The sequence below is a fragment of the Pedobacter sp. W3I1 genome, from assembly GCF_030816015.1.
Taxonomy (GTDB): Bacteria; Bacteroidota; Bacteroidia; order Sphingobacteriales; family Sphingobacteriaceae; genus Pedobacter.
In genome coordinates this window covers 206940-228967 of the sequence record NZ_JAUSXN010000001.1, presented here as the reverse complement: position 1 = coordinate 228967, position 22028 = coordinate 206940, and the positions used below count along the sequence as shown (strand labels likewise).

Genomic DNA, 22028 nt, shown 5'->3' with positions numbered 1-22028 from the left:
ACCATTTTTTATTTTATGCCTCAAAAATTAATTCTCATCATTGATGATGATAACAGAAACATTTTTGCTTTAAAAGCTGTTTTAAAGGCCAAAGGTTTTGATTGTTTATCTGCTATAAGTGCCAAAGACGGTTTTTCTATTCTGGAAAAGCACGATAATGTTGCCATTGTTTTAATGGATATGATGATGCCAGACATGGACGGTTATCAAGCTATTGCAGTAATGAAGAAATCGGCTAAAATGCAGAATATACCTGTGTTAGCGGTAACCGCTCAGGCTATGGTTGGCGATAAGGAGCGTTGCTTAAGCGCAGGAGCATCAGGTTATATTTCAAAACCGATAAATGTAGATGAGTTATTAACGCAAATAGAAAACTTTACAGAATAGCAGGTGATAAGTGATGTGATAGATAATGAACAGGTAGAAATCCTGTTGAATGATGTTTTAGAAACTCACGGTTATGATTTTCTGGAATACTCTCATGCATCGATAAAAAGAAGAATTATACGCCTTTATGCATTGGATAATTTTGTGAGTTTTGCAGAATTTCGTTACACAGTTAAAACAGATAAGCAATATTTTAAGCGTTTTTTAGAGGAGATTACGGTTAATGTTACCGAAATGTTTCGTGATCCTTCCTTTTATAAATCTTTGCGAAATGATGTACTTCCCGTGCTGGGTACTTATCCGTTTATCCGCATTTGGGTGGCGGGCTGTTCTACCGGAGAAGAGGCTTATTCGCTTGCCATTGTTTTAAAAGAGCTTAATTTACTCAATAAATCGCTTATTTATGCTACAGATATTAATCCATCGGTTTTAGATAAAGCAAAAAAAGGCATGTTCCCTTTAAACTATTTAAAGCAGTATTCTGAAAATTATCTGCAGTCTGGTGGGTTAAAAGATTTCTCTACTTATTACACTGCGAACTACTCTTTGGCAAAATTTGATGAAAGCTTAAATAGTAAAATGATTTTTTCTACACATAACCTGGTTTCCGATCATTCTTTTAATGAATTTCAGTTGATTTTATGTAGAAATGTATTAATTTATTTCGATAAAGATTTGCAGCATAAAGTATTTAACCTATTTGATGGTAGCATCGAGAAATTGGGGTATCTTGCTTTGGGAAGTAAAGAAAGCCTGGAGTTCTGGCCAAAAGCCAAAGAATACAAAAGGGTTAAAATGGAGAAAATATGGCGGAAACTGTAGATTCTATATCTTGTGGTGCATTAATTATTGGCGGTTCGGCCGGTAGTTTAGATGTATTGCTCGAAATTTTTCCTGCCCTAAGAAACGATATCAGTTTCCCTATTGTATTAGTGGTTCACCGTAAGGCAAGTAACGAATCTCTTTTAACCGATTTATTAAAATCGCGGACGACATTGGCAGTTAGCGAAGCAGAAGAAAAGGAATTTTTAAACCCTGGCAAGGTTTTTATTGCACCTGCTGATTATCATATGCTGATAGAGGAGGACCAAAGTATATCTTTAGATTATTCTGAAAAAGTAAATTATTCCCGACCATCAATTGATGTTACCTTTCAATCAGCAGCTGAGGTTTTTAAAGAAAAATTAGTCTGTATTTTACTTTCAGGGTCTAATGCTGATGGCGTAGAAGGATTAAAAAGTGTAAACAATTTTGGAGGTAGGGTAGTTATACAGAATCCATCTACGGCAATAATGCCCTTTATGCCACAGCAGGCGGTTCTGAATGTTGAGCCGCATTTAATATTAGATAGCCACGATATGGCTGATTATATAAATAAGTTAAATGATTAATTGCTTTTCGGAGGTTAATATGATAGTTACAAAAAAAATATTTGTTTTTGATGATAATAGGGATATCCTTGATCTCTGTACATTTATTTTGGAAGATGCCGGGTATGAGATAAAAACATCTGAAAATGCCAATAACATAGAAGAACAGGTTGCAGCATATATGCCTGATTTAATATTTATGGATAATTGGTTACCCGATTTGGGAGGGATACAAGCTACTAAAGCTTTAAAAAACCATCCTGATTTAAAACATATTCCGGTAATTTATTTTTCGGCCAATAATGATATATCTTCATTAGCTGATGAAGCTGGTGCCGATAGTTACTTATCGAAACCATTTGATATCGCGGCACTCGAAGAGATTGTGAAAAAACATTTGAGTTAGCCATAGGCCTAGCTAAACTTTCGAAATAAAGCTCCACTCGAATTGTCGTCATTTCGAGCGGAGTGCAACGAAGTCGAGAAATCTATCGTGGCAGATCTCTCCATTTCGCTATGCTTCAGTCGAGATGACGAATTTCTATTTGAAATCTGTTATTCCTTTCCCCAAATCCTTGTGTTCAGATCCAGCTCCTTAACAATATCATACATAAACTTTATGGTGGAGATATCTTCATTTACTGTCTCAGGATTGAGCAATGACTTAAAAACAGGTGCCTCGAAATAATTGCGGTTCAAAGGGAAAGCGATATACATCCTCGATTCGATAAAGGATAAACTGATGTTATACTTTGTTTGGTGGTTCAGGTTTAGTATACGCTCCATCATGGCAGGTGTAAGGATGTATCTGGATTCGACCTGATCAGATCCATAAGTCACAAAAGTCTTATCAAAGTCTACATTCTCCAGTTGGATAAGATCGTTACTGCCAAAAGAAAATAGGTTTTTTGAAAACCATGCCCCAAAAGCAGCTCCGAAATCTTTTGGTTTAACAATGGTTACGCCATTAAATTTCTTGTTGAAATCAGCAGCAAAGATAATTCCTCTAAAAATGTCGTGCCACTCTGTTCGGGTTCCGTTTTTTGTTTGGATTACTGTTTTATATTCAGCATGTACCTCAGCAAAGTAAAACCGGGTTTTATCCGCACATCCGGTTACCAGATCCTCTGTTTTATAGCGGTCGGGCTCTGTGCTAAACAGCTGTGTGTACATAAACTCCGAAGCTTCAATTCCCTGGGAAGGGTTGATCGATAAACTTTCGTCTAAAAACTTAAGGGCAGCACCAATTACATTGGTTTTGTAGGCATTTTGGTAAGCTGTTAAAGCATCGTTGATCTTAAATAACAAAACACCACCGTAAACTAGGGGTATTAAACCACCAATTACGGCAGGAATAGGGAAGCCCAGGGAAAAGCCTAGAATACAGAGCAGAATACCCGCGGCAATAAAAATATATCCTTTGGTTTGGGCAGATGCAATTCTTTTCCGCTCTACTTCCATTGTAGCCAAAACTTGCTGTAAGGCTACATTATTTGCAATATCGAACGACATTAATTATTAAAAAGTTCTTTAGCGCTAATATTTTTGCGTTCCTCTGCAGCAGTTTCCAAAACGGCAATGGGTTGAAAATTTAACATTCCGGCAAATAAACTGCCCGGAAACATCATAATCGAATTGTTGTAATCTGTTACTGAAGCATTATAAGTTCGTCTGGCTGCGGCAATCTGTTCTTCGCTTTCAGTCCAGGTGGTTTGCAGGTTAATAAAATTGGTATTGGCCTTCAAATCAGGATAATTTTCGATATTAATCATCAAACCTTTCACACTGCTGCTCAATTGCGCATCTAAATCTGCTTTTTCTGCACTGCTAATGTTTGGCGAGCCTGCTTTAGATCTCAATTCGACTATTTTGGTTAAGGTTTCCTGCTCATAAGTAGTGTATTGTTTTACCACTTCAACAAGATTTGGAATAAGGTCGAACCGCTTTTTAAGCATTACATCAATGGCCGAGAAGGCATTGGTTACCTGGTTTTTCTTCCCGATGAGCGAGTTATAAAAGAAAATCCCAATAAGAAATATAAATCCGATAATAACGAGGGCAATAATCATAATTTTAGTTTAAGGTTTAGAGAATAAAGATAAGAAAAGGTTACAAAATGTTATCGCTTTTCATTTTGTTCCCGCGCTCTCTTTATCCGGCGCTCTAATCGTTTCTGTTTCCTTTGGATATGACTGGCTCGCATGGCCTTAAACTTTGCAATATGCTCACGTACTTCATTCTGTTTTTCTTCAGTAATACCGATGCTATATTTTATGCCGGTAAAAAGGCTCTTCCAGATCATGTTGAAGAAAGATGTATTTACCGGCCTGCTGTAATTTACGCTTACAGGTACCAGCTTTCCATCTGCACCCGGGTTTTCTGATTTGATGATTAAAGCATTCGCTAAGAAAGAAAGGAACCCGCGGGTAACCAGGTGATCTTTTTCAGGGTCGTTTTTCATCAGCGCTACAGAAAGGTCGTAGTAGGAGAAAGCCACCGTTCCTTTTGCACCCCGATCGTTCGCTTTAAAATTAAACTTCAATTTATCTACACTTCCTCGGTTAATGCGCACCAGACCAAGCGGTTTAGTAATCTGATTTAAAACCCGCGCATTAAAATTATGTAAAACTCCATTGTAAGAAAATGCACCATCTTTAGCGGTAAGATCAAATATAAAGTTCACATCAAGCTTTCCCTCACCAAATAGGTAAGTGTTTAGGTTAACCTCCATAATGGGGTTTATGGCTTTAATTTTTTCGAGGTTGGTGGCGTTTTTTATAATGCCCGAAGTATGCTCAAAAGTAATACGTCCTTTTTGGTTACTCTCACTGTTGTAAACCGCATAATTAACATTTATATCTTTCAGTTGGATTTTCTGAACCAGAATAGGGGCATGAACAAGCTGCAAAAGTTGATGGGGAAATTTTCCAATCTTGTTTTCCTGTGGTTTTTGGGGGAGCCCGTTATGGTTAAATACCGAAACGGAACCATTGGTAATGGCCATTTCCTTAGCCCAAAGTTCTTGTTTGCTGATGTACAGTGGCAAGTCAATCCCATTAAGCATAATATCGCTCATCTTAATATTGAAACGTTCCCTGGCATATCCGGCAACTTTGCCAAAGTTCATCTCATCATGTAATGGCACTAAAGCAAAACTGTTAATCCTTAACCTACCCGTTGTTGCCCTAAAATCCAGTTTGTCTAATTTGATATCATACATTTTGTCTGGGGTACGATATACATAGTTATTCAGGTTAATCACAATATCTTTAATCAGATAAAAACGTGAGGGATCTTCTGCAGAGATAGAATCCACTAGCAGGTCGGTTAAGGTAATATTGAGATCATCAATAGAGAAAGGTATTGAATTGGCTATATTTTTATTGATGTATTTAAAACTTACATCTTTAAACCGGATGCTTTTAATACTAAACTCTTTCAGGTTTTTGGAGATAATATCGTAAGGCGATTTAATTGGCCTGGGCGCACGTCCTTCATTAAAAGCAAACTGCTGATTAACCATCGTTACCTCTGGTTTATCAAATATGATTTCTTCCAGCTGAAGTTTTTTTTCGCGGTACAAGGTTAATGGGTGGAAGTGCTTAACCACCAGTTTTTTTAAAGAAACCGTATATAAATTATTTGGCGCTCTTTTTAAGGCTATAAGTTGCTTAAACCGATTGGTGTCTGGCGTTATTTTTACGTTCTGTAAAGTGGCATTTCCGGTAAAAACATTGGTAGAAACCTTGGTAAAACTAATGGTATATAAACTATCGGTTGATTTATAGAGCAGTGTTTTGATCCTGTCGGTTAAAATAGGGCGAGATTTTACATTTAATAACCAGGCTATACCTGCAAGTATGATAAAAATACTGAGCAGTGTACACGCAATCCATTTAAAAACTTTATAACGGTATCTGTTGGTATCAGGCATTAAAAAATGGGAGGCTGGTTTTTATTAGCAATATACGGTTATAAACATATATTTGAAAAATGTAAAATCAGTTTTTTTCTCTCCGGGCTTCCCTTGCGGCTTTCCTGTCTGCCCGTTTTTGTTCCCTTATTTTTTTGGCAATTACTTTTTGCTGTTTTACCGGATTCTTTTCGGGTACTATTCCAACGCCTACAATTTCCTTTATGCCCACAAAAACGGTTTTCCACATCAGGTTAAAAAAAGAGGCCGAATTAATCCTGGTGTTGGTCATGCTTGCTGTTCTTGGCGCTTCACCTTTTTGTGGATTTTCATTTTTAACTAAAATGGCATTGGCCAAAAAAGATAAAAATCCTTTTTCTTTAGTTCCTTTGCCATCAATATTATCCGATAGTAATTTCACCTTTAAATCGGTGTATAACATATTCATCGATCCTGTTGCAGACCTTAAATTTCCGTTCGCCTTAAAATCAACCTGTTGTATATTGCCGCTTTCAATTTCAACCAGGCCCAGCGATTTTGATAGTGGATTTAAATTTTTCATATCAAACCTGCCCAGGTTGCCGCTATACGTAAATGCGCCATTATTATCCGTAAGGTTGAAATCGATTTTAACATTCAGCTTTCCGGTACCCATTAAAAGCGCGTTTAAATCGGCCAGAGCATGGTTCTTTTTGCTTAATTGTAAGCTATCGTTGGTTACATTTAATATGTTTCCCGTTAACGCTTTAAAATCAACCGATCCGGTTTTTTTGCTTGCCGGGTTAAATTCAGCATATTTCACATTAACATTTCTCAGTTTTACTGTATCAATCAGGGTAGGCATGTTTAACCTTTTCAGTGCCATTTGCGGGTAGTTTCGGCCTTTATCAAAGCCCGGTGGGGGTGGCGATTCGCGGCTCATAAAAACTTCTACATTTGCCGGGCCAATCCTCAACGATTTTGCATGTAGTTTCTGGTCAGTATTTAAACTTATAAAATCAACCCCGTTAAATTCTATTTTATCAAAACTGAGGTTATACCGGTCTTTCTGGATCTTATATTTCCGGGCAAAAGTAAGCTCATTGTATAATGGGGTAAGTTTAAATCCCTTAACCATTATTTTTTTTGATGCGGTAGAACCTTTAATGGTATCGACTTTCATGGAGTACATTTTATCTTTCGTTACCGATTTATAACCGGCAATTTGAAAAGACGCATCTTTTGTATAGTAAAACCGGGTGGTGTCATTTCCCGAGAGCGAATCCAACAAGAAATCGTTCACCGTAATATCGAGATGTTTGATTGAGTTTTTGGTCTTTTTTGCAGCCGTTTTGTTAATATAATCGAAATCTGCATCTACAATTTTGATGCTTTTAACATGTACCGATTTAAAAGTTTTAGAAATCTGCTCGTAAAGCGATTTTTCATCTTTTATAGTATCGGGTTTTTTGACTACTTTATTAAAAATCATATTAATAGATGGTTTTTGTAAAAGGATTTCTTTTACATCTATTCGCTTTTTAAAGTAGGCCGTTAATATTCCTACACGGCTGATCTGTAGTTTCTTTAATTTAAGTTCGAAAGTATGTGCAGGAGCCAATTGTTTTTTCTTTAAGCTGTCGAAAACGGCTGTATCGGGCATTAAAGTAACGTCGCGTAAAGCTAAGCTGCCTGTAATTATGTTTAGGTTAATGCTCTTAAAATCTATCCGGTAAAGGTGATGAGAGCCATTATAAACACCTGCTTTAATTTTTTCAGTCAATATAGGTTTCCATCGGGCGCTTAAAAACATAGCACCAAATGCAACAATTAAAATCAATATGCCGAATATGCTTCCTATCCAGATCCAAACTTTATTTCTATGCTGAGCTGTCATTTATTATGGCTTATCGATATGTAACAGATGAAGGAGAGAAAGGTTTTCTCCGGTCATTGTCATTGCGAGGAGGACCGACGAAGCAATCTTAGTGCCGAGGATTCTGAGTAACGCAAGTTAACTTCTCGTTGCATAAGGTGGTTGTTGTGTTTTGGGTTTATTAAATAGAAAGATTTTTGGAGCACAAGTGCAGTACAAAAAACATCATTTGTTTCCCAAGGGCTAGATTGGTTAGGCTAGTGGCAAGGAAAACCCCTCATAGTAGCAAGAACAGATGTAACCTAAACCCGACCTTAGCGGGATGCCACAATTTTTTCAATTGGGGCAGAAGCGGGGGCGGGACTGCAGCCCACCATTGACACGTAGCCCTACATTTCCAAAAACTTTTGTCTAACTGTAAGAAGGGGCTAGTTCTAAGGCGCTAATCACATTGTCTTTTGTGAAAATAGTTTTTGGAGCGCAAGGGCAGTACAAGAAACATCGTTTGTTCCTTTGCTTCGCTTGTACGCTTCGGCCGTCGTGCCTCCGGGCCTGCAGGGTACCGCTTCGCCAAGGGCTAAATTGGCTATGCCTATGCAAGCAAAACCCCTCATAGTAGTAGGAACATCCCGCCACAGCCACCGAACCATACATTTCCCTTAAAAATTATTCAACTATCTAAAATATGGATTAATTGAGGCTGCTAACTGTTTTATCATAATCCCTCTGTAAACATTTAAACAAAATATGTCAATTTGTCACTTTTAATTTTATTTATGTATTTTTGCAATCCCCAAAATGTTTTTAAATAATGATTGATTTACAAGTACAGGATAAGACGCACGATGAAGCCAGGCAAGGTGAAGCTTTAATTTTAGAGACACCAATTAAAGCTGATGCCCGTAAATTATATATCGAAAGTTATGGTTGTGCAATGAATTTTGCTGATAGTGAAATTGTTGCCTCTATTTTATCGGAAACTGGATTTGAAACCACAGGGGATTATCACGAGGCTGATGTAATCTTCATTAATACCTGCTCGATCCGCGAAAACGCAGAAACCAGGGTTAGAAACCGCTTATCACAGTTCGGTGTCGAAAAACGCCGTAACCCGAAATTAATTGTTGGGGTTTTGGGCTGCATGGCAGAACGTTTAAAATCTAAATTTTTAGAAGAAGAACGTTTGGTTGATGTAGTAGTAGGTCCCGATGCTTATCGCGATCTGCCTAACTTAATTGAGCAGGTAGAAAGTGGGCATAAAGCGGTTAACGTACTTTTATCCCGCGAAGAAACTTATGCAGATATTAGCCCGGTTCGTTTAAACAGCAACGGAATCACTGCCTTTATTTCCATTACCCGTGGTTGTAATAACATGTGTTCTTTCTGCGTGGTTCCTTTTACCCGTGGCCGCGAACGAAGCCGCGATGCACATTCGATTGTAGAAGAAGCAAAAGGTTTATTTGAAGCCGGTTACCGTGAGGTTACACTTTTGGGCCAAAACGTAGATTCGTACACCTGGACATCGGAAGATGGAACAGAAACCGTAAACTTTGCCCAGCTTTTGGAGCAAACAGCATTGGTTAGTCCAGATTTAAGGGTACGTTTTTCTACTTCGCACCCAAAAGATATTACCGACGAAGTTTTACACACCATTGCTAAATACGATAACATCTGTAACTATATCCACTTGCCTGTTCAATCGGGGAATACCCGTATTTTGGAGCTAATGAACAGGACTTATACCCGCGAATGGTATATCAATCGTATTGATGCCATCCGCAACATTATCCCGGGTTGTGCAATTTCTACCGATATCATCGCTGGTTTCTGCACAGAAACAGAGGAAGAGCACGAAGAAACCCTGAGTATGATGGATTATGTGCAATATGATTTTGCTTATAACTTCACCTACTCTGAAAGGCCGGGGACTTTAGCCGCCCGTAAATTGGAAGATGATATTCCTGAAGAAGTGAAAAAACGCCGTTTGGCTGAGATTTTGGCCAAGCAACAGGCACATTCATTAATGCGTTTGCAGGAATGGGTGGGTAAAACCGTTCGGGTTTTGATTGAAGGCACTTCAAAAAAATCTGATCTCGATTATTGTGGAAGAGGAGACAGCGGAGCCATGGCCATTTTTCCAGCCATTGAAGGCGTTAAACCTGGCCAGTATGCAAATGTATATATCGAGAAATGCACATCCGCTACGCTAATTGGTAAAATAGTATCATAGAATCCCGTCATGCTGAACCTGTTTCAGCATCTTAACTAGAAAGACTCTGAAACAAGTTCAGAGTGACGTAACTTTAGAAAGAATAAATGGATACACAAAATATTAAACAACGCTTCGGTATTATTGGCAATTCGCCATTGCTTAACCGTGCTATCGATATTGCAAGCCAGGTAGCACCAACGGATATGTCGGTGTTAATAACGGGTGAAAGTGGTAGTGGTAAAGAGGTTTTCTCACAAATTATCCATCAAATGAGTGCCCGTAAACACGGTGCTTTTATTGCCGTAAACTGTGGTGCCATTCCCGAAGGAACCATTGATTCAGAATTGTTTGGTCATGAGAAAGGCTCTTTTACAGGCGCACATGAAGCACGTAAAGGTTACTTTGAAGTAGCAAACGGCGGAACCATTTTTTTAGACGAGGTTGCTGAGTTGCCTTTAGGTACACAGGCACGTTTACTGCGTATTTTAGAAAGTGGTGAATACTTACGCGTGGGTTCATCTAAAGTACAGAAAACAGATGTCCGCATTATTGCTGCAACCAATGTTGATGTATACAACCGCGTAAAAAACGGAAAATTTCGTGAAGATTTATACTATAGGTTAAATACCGTTCCATTGCGCATACCGGCTTTGCATGAGCGTAAAGAAGATATTTATTTATTATTCAGGAAATTCTCCGCCGATTTTAGCGATAAATACCGCAGTCCGGCATTACACCTGGAGCCAGATGCTATTCAGGTTTTAACCAATTACAGCTGGCCGGGTAATGTTCGTCAGTTAAAAAATATTGCCGAACAGATCTGTGTATTAGAGAAAGAGCGTAATGTAACCGGACAGGCCATTTTAAACTATATCCCTAATGAGGCTGGAAGTAACCTGCCCATGACGATTAATTCTCAGTCGAAAGAAGATTTTACAGAAAGAGATATTTTGTACAAGGTACTTTTCGATATGAAAAAGGATATGGTTGAGCTTAAAAAACTAGTTGCAGAAATTATTCAGCACGGTGGAAATACCGCTACCGTTTTGGCAGATAACCCACAGTATATCAATCAGCTGTATCGCGATGTAGAGTTGCCTGCAGGGCAAGAGCATGCCTTTACCATTCAGCAACCTTCACCAAACAATAATAATAACAACAACAATAATAATGCTGATTATTTTGCGCACGAGGCCGAAGAGGTAGAAGAATCTTTGTCGTTAGTGGATAAAGAATCTGACCTGATTAAAAAAGCATTAAAAAAACACAAGGGTAAGCGTAAGTTCGCTGCGCAAGAATTAGGGATCTCTGAACGTACCTTGTACAGAAAAATTAAAGAATTAAATTTATAGCTTCATCTCCTTTAAAAACAATGAGCAATAATTAATATGATAAACTGATGAAACCATCATGAGCATACCGCTCACAAACAGAGATGAATAGGCTCATGATCGCTTCATAACCATTGAAAAACAATTATACACTAATGAAAATAAAAATATTTGCTTTAATCCTTATTGCTTCAATATGGAGCGCATGCTCTTATAAATTCAGTGGAGCATCAACAACAGGATTAAAAACGGTGGTTGTTCGGGTATTTGAAAATAATGCACCATTAGTGGTACCAACATTAAGTAACCAGATTACTGAATCGTTAAAGAGCCGGATCCGTAATCAGACCAAATTGATTATTTCTCCCACGGGCGAAGGCGATGCATCATTTGAAGGCAGAATAACGGGCTATGATATTAAGCCGGTTGCGCTTCAAAATAGTGCTACACCTACTTCAGGTGCAAACAGATTAACCATAACCGTTTCTGTAAAGTATAAGAATAATATAAAAGAACACGAAAAAGAAAGTTTTGAAGAGAGCTTTACCCGATATTTTGATTTTCCAATCAATGGGGCACCAATTCAAACGTTATTGCCAGGAGCTATCGAAAATATTAACAAACAATTATCGGAAGATATTTTTAACCGTGCATTTGCGCAGTGGTAAATAAAGCACGATTCTAAAAGACAAAATTTTCAAAACCCGCCTACATTTTTTTAACTTAGCGGCAAACCTCGATAATGGATAACAAAAAGCTACTGGCAGATTTACTTGCACAACCCGGAAAGGTTGGACCAGAGCACGTATCCATGTTGCAGGAAATGGTGCAGCAATTTCCATATGCTCAGCCTATTCATTTACTGTTAGCTAAGGCTAATGCATCAGCAATACCTAAAGCAGCACTCTATAGCCAGGGACATGTATTGTTTCATATATTAAATATGGTTTCAGTTCGCGAGGAAAAGCAGGAAGAGGAAGCTGAAATTAATGTAGCCGTTACTGAACATACACAGAACGAAGCAGAGTTTTTTGAAGAAATAACTGAATTTACAGAAGATACCCCTTCATCTATAAGTCAAGCTGTAAACGTAGAAACACCAAATAACCTGCCAGGTATAGATAGTCATTTGATGGACTTACCTGCGGATGACGATTCTTTTATTGAAAGTGTAGTCGCTACAGATTTCTTTGCCTTTGAGCAGAAATTAAGCACAGATGTGGTTACAGCAGCGCCAGAAATCGAAACGGTTGTTCCTGATGAGCCTGAAAGGAATTTTGTCTCACAATATAACGATGATAAGCTTCCTTATACGTTTTTATGGTGGTTGGCTAAAACCCGTAAAGAGCACGAACAGATTTTTCAGCCTTATGCTCATCCTAATACCGTTAAGGTAAAACCACAGCCACAAAATAACCAACAGGAAGAAAGAGCTGAGTTTCAACAGCAATATGTTGAACATATCTTTCACATCCAAACCCCTTTCGAAGTAGCTGATCATTTAGCCGAATATCCGTCTGCCGAAATTAAAGATGCAAAGGGAGCCGAAATTATTGAGAGATTCTTAAAAGAAGATCCAACAATCAAGCCTCCGAAGCCAGAACAGATAGATAATGAAAATAAGGCAAAGAAAAGCGCTGAAGACAATTACGACCTTGTTTCGGAGACTTTAGCTAAAATATATATCGAGCAAATGCTTTATCACAAAGCCATAGATACTTATAAAAAATTAAGTTTGAAATATCCGGAAAAAAGCCGTTACTTTGCCGACCTTATCCAATCTATAGAAAAGAAATTATAAAATATAATATTACCATGGTAACCTTTTTAATCATTTTATTAATTATTGCGTGTGTAGCCTTAGGCTTGTTTGTTTTAATACAAAATCCTAAAGGCGGAGGTTTAGCTACAGGCGGTGGCACCAGTAACATGTTTGGTGTACAACGTACTGGCGATGTTTTAGAAAAAGGATCTTGGGTATTGTTAACCCTAATCGTAGTATTAACTCTTGCTGTTACTACAATTGCTAAAACTAGCGGTGGTACTGCTGCAGTTGGAAACTCTGCTATTCAGGAGCGTTTAGATAAAACGCCATCACCATCTCCACTTGGCGGAAGTTTAAATAGCACTAAACCTGCAGCTTCAACTCCAGCTAAAACAGATTCGACAAAGAAATAAGTAATACTTACCCGTATTTTATAAAAGCTTTCCTCAAAAGGGAAAGCTTTTTGTTTTAACGAGGCTGTATCATAAATATAGAATTGTCCTCCTGAGGGATAATTTATAAGAATCAATATTAGTGACGAATAATTGATTTCTTTTTGCCATACGCCATGGTCTTGCCTCAGCTCACCGCCGCCGAAGGGCTCTTTCTTTTTGGCATTAAAAAGAAACAAAAAATGCCGGCTGAAAATTTTTCTTTTGAAGCCAGTTGTACGGCCAGAACAGTGCAGCCCGAAAAATTTGTTAGGCCGGATTTAAGTAGAACGGGGATACCGTGCTATGGCCTAGCTGGATGGAAATGCGAAAGCAATTAAAATGCTGATTAATAGTAATTTGTAAAATAACGTCATTGGTAGCCTGTCGAAGGACCTGTTAGATGCCTTGCAAAGCGTTTCGACAAGCTCAACGTGACAAGTTCGAATGGAAATCACAAATATAATACAGCCTCTTTTGTTTTTAACATTCCGTAAAAAATGAATCAATCTCCATTATCTCTTAACACACAATTAACATAAAAACTTTAAATTGCAACATGAAATTAAGTGTGCTGGTCTTATTTACTGCTCTCGCCGTTGGTCTTTCCATCGGGATGGTTAATTTTTATTTTCAGCATAGTCTGTATTATATGGCTATTTCTTTTGGCGTATCGTTTTTGTGTAGTTTTTTGGTTTTTTATTATTTGCTGGAAAAGTACATTTATACCAAAATTAAACTCATCTACAAGCTTATTCATAACCTTAAATTAGGTAAAGATTTAAAAGATGCGCTTGGTGAGTATGTGAGTTCTGATCCGATTAATGATGTAGAGCAAGAAGTAAAGGAATGGGCAGGCGCCAAGAAAAAAGAAATAGATTTATTAAAAAAACAGGAACAGTTTAGAAGAGAATTCCTTTCGAATGTTTCGCATGAATTTAAAACCCCACTTTTTGCCATTCAAGGTTATATCGAAACTTTACAAGACTGTTTGGTTGACGATCCGGATCAGGCCGTTTTATTTCTAAAAAAAGCAGAAAATAATGTGGAGCGACTGAGTTATTTAATTAATGATTTAGACGTTATTTCAAAGTTAGAAACAGGCGAATCGCCAATTGACTACCAAAAATTCGATTTTGTACAATTGGCGAAAGAGGTTATGGAAAACCTCGAAGACCGGGCTAAGGCCAAAAACATTAAACTCTTTTTTAAAGATAAGTATACGGCCATTACAATGGTTTCAGCCGATCGCGAAAAGATTAGACAGGTGTTGATTAACTTAATGGTAAACAGCATCAAGTATGGCATTGATGGTGGGGAGACGGCCATTAAGATTTTTGAACTGCATGATCAGGTTTTGATAGAAGTTACCGATAATGGTATCGGAATTGAAGAAAAACACTTGTTACGCTTATTTGAACGCTTTTACCGCATTGATACCCACCGGGCCAGAGAAGTGGGCGGTACGGGTTTAGGCTTAGCCATTGTGAAACACATTTTGGAGGCGCACGAACAAACCATTTCGGTAAGGAGTACGCCAGGTATTGGTACTACCTTTGCTTTTACGCTCCAAAAGGGCGGGTAGCTTTAGTGACCTTGATATCATTCTTCAATTTTTGCCACGGAAACACGGAACGCACGGCATCTGATTTCGTGCCGAAAAGCAATTTACCACTGTTGATAAACCCGATATTAGCGAACATCCCGATTTAAGCAGTTATCTTAAACTATTTATGGTGGCATGCTATTTCGCATAGGTTTCATCGGGATAAAGCGTTTAGCGGGGCTATCGTAACCGAAGAACTTATTCGCACTGTTTTCCAAAAAACCTATTTCTTTCATTGTCAGGTACCTAAAACTATAGAAATAATCTAGGCCTGAGTAAATAAGCTTATAATTAGTTAATATAATTAACAAATTAACATTAACTTAACATTGGGCTTGTAGCTTTGCAACATATTAAAAATTAACATGAACAATATTTTTAAGTTCTTTACACCTCAAGACAAAAAGTTTCATCCGCTTTTCGAGCAAGCAGGTAGCAATGCATTAAAAATTGCTGAAACCCTTTTAGAAATGGTTAGCACGGGTGATGCTGAAAGCAGAAAAACAATTTTTAAAGAAATTGAGCGCCTGGAACATGTAGGTGATGATATTACCCATTCAATTTTTCTTGAACTGAGCAGGAACTTTATTACGCCATTTGATAGAGAAGACATCCATGCATTGGCTACTGCCGTTGATGATGTTGCCGATTATATTTATGGTACTGCAAACCGCATGCAGATGTATAACATGAATACCATTAACGAGCCGATTGTTAAAATTGCCGAGCTTTTGGTAGAAATGTGTACTGATATTGATAAAGCAATTAAAGAATTACGCAGTTTTAAAAACATTCGTGTAATTGCCGATGCTTGTATCCGGATTAACAGTGGCGAAAACCAGGCTGATTATGTATTTACATTAGCGGTAGCCCGTTTATTTGAATACGAAACCAATGCGATTGAATTAATTAAACAAAAAGAGGTTTTACAAACGATAGAAAAAGCAACAGATAAGTGTGAGGATGTGGCGAATGTGCTTGAAACTATCTTGGTTAAAAACGCTTAATAAAAAACAAACATGGTAACTACCTTATTGGTTGTTGTTGTAATTCTGGCTATTGCTTTCGATTACATTAACGGCTTTCACGATGCCGCTAACTCGATTGCAACAGTTGTTTCTACAAAAGTTCTTACGCCTTTTCAGGCGGTTTTATGGGCTGCGATTTTCAATTTCGCTGCCTACTTTTATTTTACCGATCATAAAGTGGCCAATACGGTTGCCAAAACCGTTATTGAACATTACATCACCTTAGAAGTAATCCTGGCAGGATTAATTGCTGCCATTATCTGGAACCTTTTAACCTGGTGGTACGGTATCCCTTCAAGTTCTTCTCACACCTTAATTGGCGGTTTCGCTGGCGCGGGTATGACTTATGCTTTGATTACAGGTGCCAGCCCGCTGGATGCTGTAAACATGGGTTATGTAATCAAGATCATTTCCTTCATTGTTTTGGCTCCGATAATCGGTTTGGTTATTTCTGTTGTTTTAACCCTGATCATCATTAATATTTGTCGAAATGCCAAGCCGGCAACGGCAGAAAAATGGTTTAAACGCCTTCAATTAATCTCATCAGCAGCATTGAGTTTCTTCCATGGAGGTAACGATGCCCAAAAAGTAATGGGGATCATCGCAACAGCGTTGATCGCGGCTAAGGTTATTCCAAATTTCGAGGCAATGCCTTGGTGGGTTCCTGTAGCTTGTTACTCTGCAATATCATTAGGTACGATGAGTGGCGGTTGGAAAATTGTTAAAACAATGGGATCTAAAATTACGAAGGTAACGGCACTGGAAGGTGTTGCTGCAGAAGGTGCAGGTGCAATAACTTTAGGTATTACAGAGCATTTCGGTATTCCGGTTTCTACAACGCATACCATTACGGGTTCGATAGTAGGGGTAGGTGTAGTAAAAAGTGTTTCAGCAGTACGTTGGGGTGTAACCATCAATTTAATCTGGGCCTGGATTTTAACCATTCCGGTATCGGCAACTTTGGCTGCCATAATTTATGCAGCCATTTATTACTTAAAGTAAAAACAAAATTCTTTAAATATACTCGAGAGACCAAGGCTTAATTGCTTTGGTCTTTTTTGTTTACTCGCATTTTTGTCATTGATTTATCAAACTATCTTTGTGATAAAAATGGCTAAATTCCCTTAAACCTATATTATATTAATATTTGGATCAAGCGGGATAGCTTCTTAACTTAAAGCGATCGTCATGCTGAATTTATTTCAGCATCTTTCTTGCAAGATAGACCCTGAAATAAATTCAGGGTGACTCCACGAATGATAAAAAGTATAATGATTTCACTAAAAGTGTATTATGAATCGAACTTAGGTTACAAATTCTTCTTCATCTCTTTAGCCACTTCATGATTCAATGTGTCATCACTTTTCTCCAGATTTGCCACAATACTTTCCTTGTTTTTGGCGGAGTGGTTCTGGCTCATTTTAAAAACGTGATCGATATGACTCACTGTAACTTCAAATCCGGTAATCGCTTTTAAATGTTTCTGAATGTACGCTTCATCCATTTTATTAAACGCCGCAGGGCTGGTTTCGGGATCTTCGTATTTGTCGGTTAGTTCTTTTATGACCTGATAGGTTTCTTCCGGAGTCATGAGCCTGATGATACCTTTGGCCTGAACTGTCTTGTAATTCCATGTAGATGCTGCTGCAGGACTTTCATATACTGAAGCACTGATATAAGCATGAGCACCCGTAAAAATGGCCATAACACGAGGATTTTGCTCAAAAGCTTTATAATGATCTGTTTTGGTCATGATGTGGCCAATCAGTTTTATCGATCCGTCTTCAACTAAGGTTTTAACGGGTACTTGTGTAGCTACAGGGAATTCGCCATCGAAACCAATTAGGGTTACAAAAGTATTTTGATGCATAAACTCAAGAACCTCATCTTGATTATTTGCAGTAAAGTGTGGTAATTTGTACATAGAAATTTGTTTTTTTTTACTACAGAGAAAAGGAGACTTCACCGTGCGCACAAAGCTGTATTATATTTTACGCTTTGTATACTTGGTGTTCTCTGTGGTTAATGCCTTGAAAATTAAAACTTAACGCTGATTTCGACTAAATCAGTTCCCTTTTTGGGTAATACCCAATCCGGACCTTCTTGAATAAGCCGTTTTGCTTCTGCATCAGCTTTTTTGTTAAGGGATTTTATAACGGCGATGTTGGTTGGCCGTCCGTTCTTTTTAACTTTAAAACTTAAAATAACAAATTGTTCCGGGCCTTTAGGGTTATAAAGCTTATTGTTATTCTCTAAGTATTGGCTATAGTTAATGGTAGAAACCGGAATAGGTTTCGTAATGCTATCAGCTGATTTTCCATCCAGGTTTTGTTCTGCATGCAACGTAATTTTTGGCGCAGCAATATTTTCTTTCTTATGCCCGTTTGAACCTGTGATTAAGGCAATTTCGTTTAGCGATTTATTTCCACTTAATGCACTTTTAATCGCGTTCGGGTCTTGTAAGCCAGCTACTGGCAATTCTTTAAAACCAATAGCATTAATCAATAAATCCTTATCTTTTGCATTACTGTCTGCAGGTAAATAGAAATAACCCTTAGCATCTGTTGCGGTTACATTTTTAGAGCCAGCTAACTTTACCACAGCACCCTGAACAGGCTGGCCATTGCTTTGGTCCACAACGTTGCCACTAAATGCAATTTTACTAGAGCCCAATGCAGGAGCTGGTGCTGCAGCCACCACAGATTCATTTCGTACACTTTGTTCTGCCTTTGCTTTATAAGCGTAAGTGCCAAAGGCTTCTGATTTTGCCGTTCTTGCCCTATTATAATCGGAAGCAGCTTTTGCCTCGGCAATTTGTGGTACTGCAGGTTCTACAACAGGTTTGGGTTTAGTGTTTTTTGCTAAATCACCTGTTTTTGCGGCTGTAATTGCTTTATCAATTAAAGCTGCCTTAGTCGAACTTTGAGTAACCGTATCTTCTTTATGTTGAACTGATGCAACACTCGTTGTGCTATCTAACTGAACCATTACGCCGCCCTGTTTATGTGCAGCAAGTTCTGCATTCCTGCGATTGGTTTCTCGCATAAAGAATAAAATGCTTACCGCAATAAAGGCCACCGTTGCTGTTGCCGCAATGCTTAACCTTTGCGTAGTAATGCCCCAAAGTTTGCGTTTTACAGGTTTCTCAGAAACGCGGTCGTACAGTTGTTTTTGTAAAATAGAAAGCGTTTGCTTGCGTTTTGGCGATTGTTTCAGTCCCTCTAATGCTTCGGCAACAAAAGGGTCTTCTAAAGCCTGTCGCTCTACAAAGTGCATAGCCTTAACATCAAGTTTACCATTTAGGTAATCTTCCAGAACATCAATATCTAACCAATCGTTATTCACTACTGTTTTTCTCTATACAAATCTTTAAATTCCGCTTACCATTTTGGATGTAACTCTTAACTTTAAGCATATCGTAGCCCGTAATATCGGCTACTTCTTTATAACATTTTTCTTGTAAATAAAATAAATCTACGCTTTTTCGCTGTTCTTCGGGCAAAGTTTCCATACACTTTTCCATAATGGTAAGCTGCGTTTCTTTTGTGTTGTCTATATCCAGATGCACAAACTCGCTATTTTCCACAAAAGTATCGTCTATCGAGACATTATTTTGCTTGGCCGATTTCCGTAGTGCCATTAAACAATGGTTCCGCGTTAAAACATGAAGCCAGCTTTTGAAATTCTGTACCTCATGTATTTTCAGCTTCGTTACCAGTTCTTCAAAAATCTGCATTACCGCATCCTTGCTTTGCTCTTCATCTTTAAAATAGTTTAAGCAAACCCCGAACACCAAATGCATATATTTATTGTAAAGTGTACCCAACGCGTCTAAATCGCCCGTATTTTTATACTCGGCAATCAGTTTGGCGTCGTCTTGCTGGGTGTTCCCAGCTGTGTTTTTTATAAACCTCAAAAAAATGGCAGCTATTTCGAATTATCTTTCAAGTATAAAAAATATTTCTCAGTGATGAGACATAAACTAATTTTTTAGGAAGATAAGGTCCTAAATATTTTACCTCGTTCACTATCTTTTTAAACGGTTTAACATTATTGCCATACGCAAAGGCTTATATTTGAGCGTAAATAAGGATTATGGCAGTTGTTTTGCTTAGTATGATTAAACACACAAAATGAAAAAAAATAATATTTTAACCGCATTACTGGTCATACTGGTATTTGCAAGCTTAAATGTTAGCGCACAGATTAAGCTGAGTGATATATTTAAAAAGATAACCGAAAAACAAGGCACTACAACAGCTGCTACCGGGACGCCATCTACTTTTGAAATAGGACAGGGGATTAAGGAAGCACTACAAATTGGTGTTTCTGCAGGCGCCGACAGGCTTTCGCTTAAAGATGGCTTTTTAGGCAATTTGGCTGTTAAAATTCTGATGCCTCCCGAAGCCCAGAAGGTTGAAAGAACATTACGTAGCATAGGATTGAACAAACTTTGCGATAATGTGATTGTAAGTTTAAACCGTGCCGCCGAAGATGCAGCTACCGAAGCAAAGCCTATTTTTATATCGGCTATTAAGCAGATGACTTTAACCGATGCGACTAATATCCTTTTGGGTAATAAAGACGCAGCCACCGAATATTTTAAAAGGGTGACGACTGCACAATTAATGCAAAAATTCAGCCCGATTGTAACCACCAGCTTAAATAAGGTAAATGCCACTAAGTATTATAGCGATTTGACTACGCAATACAACCGCTTGCCTTTGGTAAAACCCGTAAACACCAATTTAACTGAATATGTTACGCAAAAAGCGATAGATGGTTTATTTGTTGAAGTGGCGAAAGAAGAACTAAAAATCAGGGGCAATTTGAGCTCAAGAAGCACAACCTTGTTGCAAAAGGTATTTGGTTACGCGGATAAGAAAAAGATTTAATGTGTTTAGTTGTGGTTCGTGGAGACATGAACCACGGCGGAGAGAAATCGAGTGCCTCGGTCTGTGTCCCACAGACCGAAATTTAGATTCTTTGAGTATCATTGTTGATTTGTGGTTCGTGAGGACACGAACCACGGCGGAAATTAGACCGTTTATCGTTGACGCAAAGTTTGTATTAAGTAAAATATAGCTTCTCCATGGTTTCTGAATGAGAGAAACAAAAACTATTTGTAAAATTGCACATGATGAAGTTCAACAAACCATTTACCTTAGCATGCATTGCAATTTCGGTTGTATTAACAGCTTGCAATAGCAATAAATCAGAAGATAGTACAAACAAAGCCGTTTTAGATACCGTTTCTTTAAGCAGTAAAAATTTTGCTTTAGCCTATCAGGACGGAGATAAAATTGTAGCCACGAGTATCGATACCATGAAACAAATTTCATTCGGTGGTGCTACCGATCCGGCTATTTCTCCTGATGGAAATAAACTGGCATATACCTTGAGCGATTCTGCCGGGAACAGATCAATTTGGATTGCTGATATGGAAAACAAGAGCCAGGGTAAATTGCAGGTAAATAGCAATAATTATTATCAGGCGATGTGGTCGGCTGATGGAGGTGCAATCGCTTTCAATATTTTTAACAGCAAAAACCTATGGAAAATAGGCGTAATTAAAACCGATAATACAGGGTATGTGATGCTCGATAGTGCATCTAAAATAAATGTTTACGGCCCGACCTGGAAAAATGAAAAGGAAATCATCGGGCAGGACCTTACCAAGCTTTACACCTTTGATCGTACCGGTAAGTTAATTGATACCAAATTGATAACTGATTTGATCGGGAAAGAATTTTCCATTTCGAGTAGCAACCGTTTCTTTTATACAAAAGGCGGAGCGAAACTGGTTTTTAATGCAGGAAATACCGATATTTTAAATGGATTAACCGGGCCAAGTGAAGCGGTTTATGTTTTAGATCTGGCCAGTAAAAAAATAACCAGGATTTCCCCAAAAGGTATGAACGTTCCTTATGTTTTTCTGACTGCCGATGACCGGATTTTTTATAGCGGAGCTGAAAAACCATTTACGCAAAGCAAAATATATGTCGCTGATTTAAGTGGCAATATTAAAACGGTGGTTGATAAAGGGACCAATCCAACCGGGGCATTAAAGTAGTGGAGGACTTCGTAAGTCAGGTAAATTCCCTATTAATCCAATCTTTTCTGAAGCGCA

Annotated in this window: 21 protein-coding genes; 14 read left to right on the top strand and 7 right to left on the bottom strand. The window is 38.1% G+C overall.

Features of this window, described 5'->3' with window-relative positions:
* Positions 1-15: 15 nt before the first annotated feature.
* Genes QF042_RS00960 through QF042_RS00945 form a run of 4 tightly spaced genes read left to right on the top strand, consistent with a single transcriptional unit; the run spans position 16 to position 2163 of the window.
* The gene (locus QF042_RS00960; RefSeq protein WP_307524422.1) at positions 16-387 is read left to right on the top strand and encodes a two-component system response regulator; all 372 of its coding nucleotides are present in this window, start codon (positions 16-18) and stop codon (positions 385-387) included.
* Positions 388-390: 3 nt separating this feature from the next.
* Positions 391-1209 carry a protein-glutamate O-methyltransferase CheR gene (locus QF042_RS00955; protein ID WP_307524420.1) on the top strand — a complete coding sequence of 273 codons (819 nt, stop codon included), beginning with the start codon at positions 391-393 and terminating at the stop codon, positions 1207-1209.
* Positions 1194-1778 carry a chemotaxis protein CheB gene (locus tag QF042_RS00950; protein WP_307524418.1) on the top strand — a complete coding sequence of 195 codons (585 nt, stop codon included), beginning with the start codon at positions 1194-1196 and terminating at the stop codon, positions 1776-1778. The genes QF042_RS00955 and QF042_RS00950 overlap by 16 nt, the downstream gene beginning before the upstream one ends.
* Before the next feature lie 19 nt (positions 1779-1797).
* Positions 1798-2163: a response regulator gene (locus QF042_RS00945; RefSeq protein WP_029274261.1), complete on the top strand. Its 366-nt coding sequence runs from the start codon at positions 1798-1800 to the stop codon at positions 2161-2163.
* Between the two features lie 149 nt (positions 2164-2312).
* Here QF042_RS00945 and QF042_RS00940 read toward each other — a convergent pair whose 3' ends face one another.
* From QF042_RS00940 to QF042_RS00925, 4 genes are all read right to left on the bottom strand, one after another.
* The gene (locus QF042_RS00940; RefSeq protein WP_307524415.1) at positions 2313-3269 is read right to left on the bottom strand and encodes a DUF3137 domain-containing protein; all 957 of its coding nucleotides are present in this window, start codon (positions 3267-3269) and stop codon (positions 2313-2315) included.
* Positions 3269-3826 (bottom strand): LemA family protein, encoded by a 558-nt coding sequence (locus QF042_RS00935; protein WP_307524413.1) that lies wholly within the window; start codon positions 3824-3826, stop codon positions 3269-3271. The genes QF042_RS00940 and QF042_RS00935 overlap by 1 nt, the downstream gene beginning before the upstream one ends.
* Before the next feature lie 50 nt (positions 3827-3876).
* Positions 3877-5691, bottom strand: coding sequence for a hypothetical protein (locus tag QF042_RS00930; protein ID WP_307524412.1), 1815 nt, complete (start codon positions 5689-5691; stop codon positions 3877-3879).
* Between the two features lie 67 nt (positions 5692-5758).
* Positions 5759-7546: a hypothetical protein gene (locus QF042_RS00925; RefSeq protein WP_307524410.1), complete on the bottom strand. Its 1788-nt coding sequence runs from the start codon at positions 7544-7546 to the stop codon at positions 5759-5761.
* A 790-nt stretch (positions 7547-8336) separates the two neighbouring features.
* Between QF042_RS00925 and miaB the strand changes: the two genes are divergently transcribed.
* The 8 genes from miaB to QF042_RS00885 all read left to right on the top strand — a co-directional run bounded on the left by miaB (position 8337) and on the right by QF042_RS00885 (position 16900).
* On the top strand, positions 8337-9755 hold the full coding sequence (gene miaB / locus QF042_RS00920) for a tRNA (N6-isopentenyl adenosine(37)-C2)-methylthiotransferase MiaB (protein ID WP_307524408.1): 1419 nt from the start codon (positions 8337-8339) through the stop codon (positions 9753-9755).
* Positions 9756-9841: 86 nt separating this feature from the next.
* Complete coding sequence (locus QF042_RS00915; protein ID WP_307524406.1) at positions 9842-11089, top strand: sigma 54-interacting transcriptional regulator; 1248 nt, start codon at positions 9842-9844, stop codon at positions 11087-11089.
* Positions 11090-11223: 134 nt separating this feature from the next.
* The gene (locus tag QF042_RS00910) at positions 11224-11736 is read left to right on the top strand and encodes an LptE family protein (protein ID WP_307524404.1); all 513 of its coding nucleotides are present in this window, start codon (positions 11224-11226) and stop codon (positions 11734-11736) included.
* Positions 11737-11810: 74 nt separating this feature from the next.
* Complete coding sequence (locus QF042_RS00905; RefSeq protein ID WP_307524403.1) at positions 11811-12869, top strand: hypothetical protein; 1059 nt, start codon at positions 11811-11813, stop codon at positions 12867-12869.
* A gap of 14 nt (positions 12870-12883) precedes the next feature.
* Positions 12884-13246 carry a preprotein translocase subunit SecG gene (gene secG, locus QF042_RS00900; protein ID WP_307524401.1) on the top strand — a complete coding sequence of 121 codons (363 nt, stop codon included), beginning with the start codon at positions 12884-12886 and terminating at the stop codon, positions 13244-13246.
* 577 nt (positions 13247-13823) lie between these two features.
* A complete protein-coding gene (locus tag QF042_RS00895; RefSeq protein WP_307524399.1) occupies positions 13824-14849 on the top strand; it encodes a cell wall metabolism sensor histidine kinase WalK in 1026 nt (341 codons plus the stop codon).
* 386 nt (positions 14850-15235) lie between these two features.
* Positions 15236-15877 carry a DUF47 domain-containing protein gene (locus QF042_RS00890; protein ID WP_029274248.1) on the top strand — a complete coding sequence of 214 codons (642 nt, stop codon included), beginning with the start codon at positions 15236-15238 and terminating at the stop codon, positions 15875-15877.
* A gap of 12 nt (positions 15878-15889) precedes the next feature.
* Positions 15890-16900, top strand: a complete 1011-nt coding sequence (locus QF042_RS00885) for an inorganic phosphate transporter (RefSeq protein ID WP_116250479.1) — start codon at positions 15890-15892, stop codon at positions 16898-16900.
* Between the two features lie 307 nt (positions 16901-17207).
* Here QF042_RS00885 and QF042_RS00880 read toward each other — a convergent pair whose 3' ends face one another.
* From QF042_RS00880 to QF042_RS00870, 3 genes are all read right to left on the bottom strand, one after another.
* Positions 17208-17822, bottom strand: coding sequence for an FMN-binding negative transcriptional regulator (locus QF042_RS00880; RefSeq protein ID WP_307524395.1), 615 nt, complete (start codon positions 17820-17822; stop codon positions 17208-17210).
* A gap of 113 nt (positions 17823-17935) precedes the next feature.
* Complete coding sequence (locus tag QF042_RS00875; protein WP_307524393.1) at positions 17936-19243, bottom strand: carboxypeptidase-like regulatory domain-containing protein; 1308 nt, start codon at positions 19241-19243, stop codon at positions 17936-17938.
* Positions 19236-19814, bottom strand: coding sequence for an RNA polymerase sigma factor (locus QF042_RS00870; protein ID WP_307524391.1), 579 nt, complete (start codon positions 19812-19814; stop codon positions 19236-19238). Before QF042_RS00870 ends, QF042_RS00875 begins: the two co-directional genes overlap by 8 nt.
* Before the next feature lie 217 nt (positions 19815-20031).
* Between QF042_RS00870 and QF042_RS00865 the strand changes: the two genes are divergently transcribed.
* Both QF042_RS00865 and QF042_RS00860 read left to right on the top strand, forming a co-directional pair.
* Complete coding sequence (locus QF042_RS00865) at positions 20032-20793, top strand: DUF4197 domain-containing protein (RefSeq protein WP_307524389.1); 762 nt, start codon at positions 20032-20034, stop codon at positions 20791-20793.
* A gap of 242 nt (positions 20794-21035) precedes the next feature.
* A complete protein-coding gene (locus QF042_RS00860) occupies positions 21036-21971 on the top strand; it encodes a hypothetical protein (RefSeq protein ID WP_307524387.1) in 936 nt (311 codons plus the stop codon).
* Positions 21972-22028 lie beyond the last annotated feature (57 nt).

Excerpts from the sequence above, each read along its gene's own strand:
- QF042_RS00960 (WP_307524422.1), top strand. The coding sequence starts at position 16 with ATGCCTCAAAAATTAATTCTCATCATTGATGATGATAACAGAAACATT.
- QF042_RS00950 (WP_307524418.1), top strand. The coding sequence starts at position 1,194 with ATGGCGGAAACTGTAGATTCTATATCTTGTGGTGCATTAATTATTGGC.
- QF042_RS00945 (WP_029274261.1), top strand. The coding sequence starts at position 1,798 with ATGATAGTTACAAAAAAAATATTTGTTTTTGATGATAATAGGGATATC.
- QF042_RS00940 (WP_307524415.1), bottom strand. The coding sequence starts at position 3,269 with ATGTCGTTCGATATTGCAAATAATGTAGCCTTACAGCAAGTTTTGGCT.
- QF042_RS00935 (WP_307524413.1), bottom strand. The coding sequence starts at position 3,826 with ATGATTATTGCCCTCGTTATTATCGGATTTATATTTCTTATTGGGATT.
- QF042_RS00930 (WP_307524412.1), bottom strand. The coding sequence starts at position 5,691 with ATGCCTGATACCAACAGATACCGTTATAAAGTTTTTAAATGGATTGCG.
- QF042_RS00925 (WP_307524410.1), bottom strand. The coding sequence starts at position 7,546 with ATGACAGCTCAGCATAGAAATAAAGTTTGGATCTGGATAGGAAGCATA.
- miaB (WP_307524408.1), top strand. The coding sequence starts at position 8,337 with ATGATTGATTTACAAGTACAGGATAAGACGCACGATGAAGCCAGGCAA.
- QF042_RS00915 (WP_307524406.1), top strand. The coding sequence starts at position 9,842 with ATGGATACACAAAATATTAAACAACGCTTCGGTATTATTGGCAATTCG.
- QF042_RS00910 (WP_307524404.1), top strand. The coding sequence starts at position 11,224 with ATGAAAATAAAAATATTTGCTTTAATCCTTATTGCTTCAATATGGAGC.
- QF042_RS00905 (WP_307524403.1), top strand. The coding sequence starts at position 11,811 with ATGGATAACAAAAAGCTACTGGCAGATTTACTTGCACAACCCGGAAAG.
- secG (WP_307524401.1), top strand. The coding sequence starts at position 12,884 with ATGGTAACCTTTTTAATCATTTTATTAATTATTGCGTGTGTAGCCTTA.
- QF042_RS00895 (WP_307524399.1), top strand. The coding sequence starts at position 13,824 with ATGAAATTAAGTGTGCTGGTCTTATTTACTGCTCTCGCCGTTGGTCTT.
- QF042_RS00890 (WP_029274248.1), top strand. The coding sequence starts at position 15,236 with ATGAACAATATTTTTAAGTTCTTTACACCTCAAGACAAAAAGTTTCAT.
- QF042_RS00885 (WP_116250479.1), top strand. The coding sequence starts at position 15,890 with ATGGTAACTACCTTATTGGTTGTTGTTGTAATTCTGGCTATTGCTTTC.
- QF042_RS00880 (WP_307524395.1), bottom strand. The coding sequence starts at position 17,822 with ATGTACAAATTACCACACTTTACTGCAAATAATCAAGATGAGGTTCTT.
- QF042_RS00865 (WP_307524389.1), top strand. The coding sequence starts at position 20,032 with ATGAAAAAAAATAATATTTTAACCGCATTACTGGTCATACTGGTATTT.
- QF042_RS00860 (WP_307524387.1), top strand. The coding sequence starts at position 21,036 with ATGATGAAGTTCAACAAACCATTTACCTTAGCATGCATTGCAATTTCG.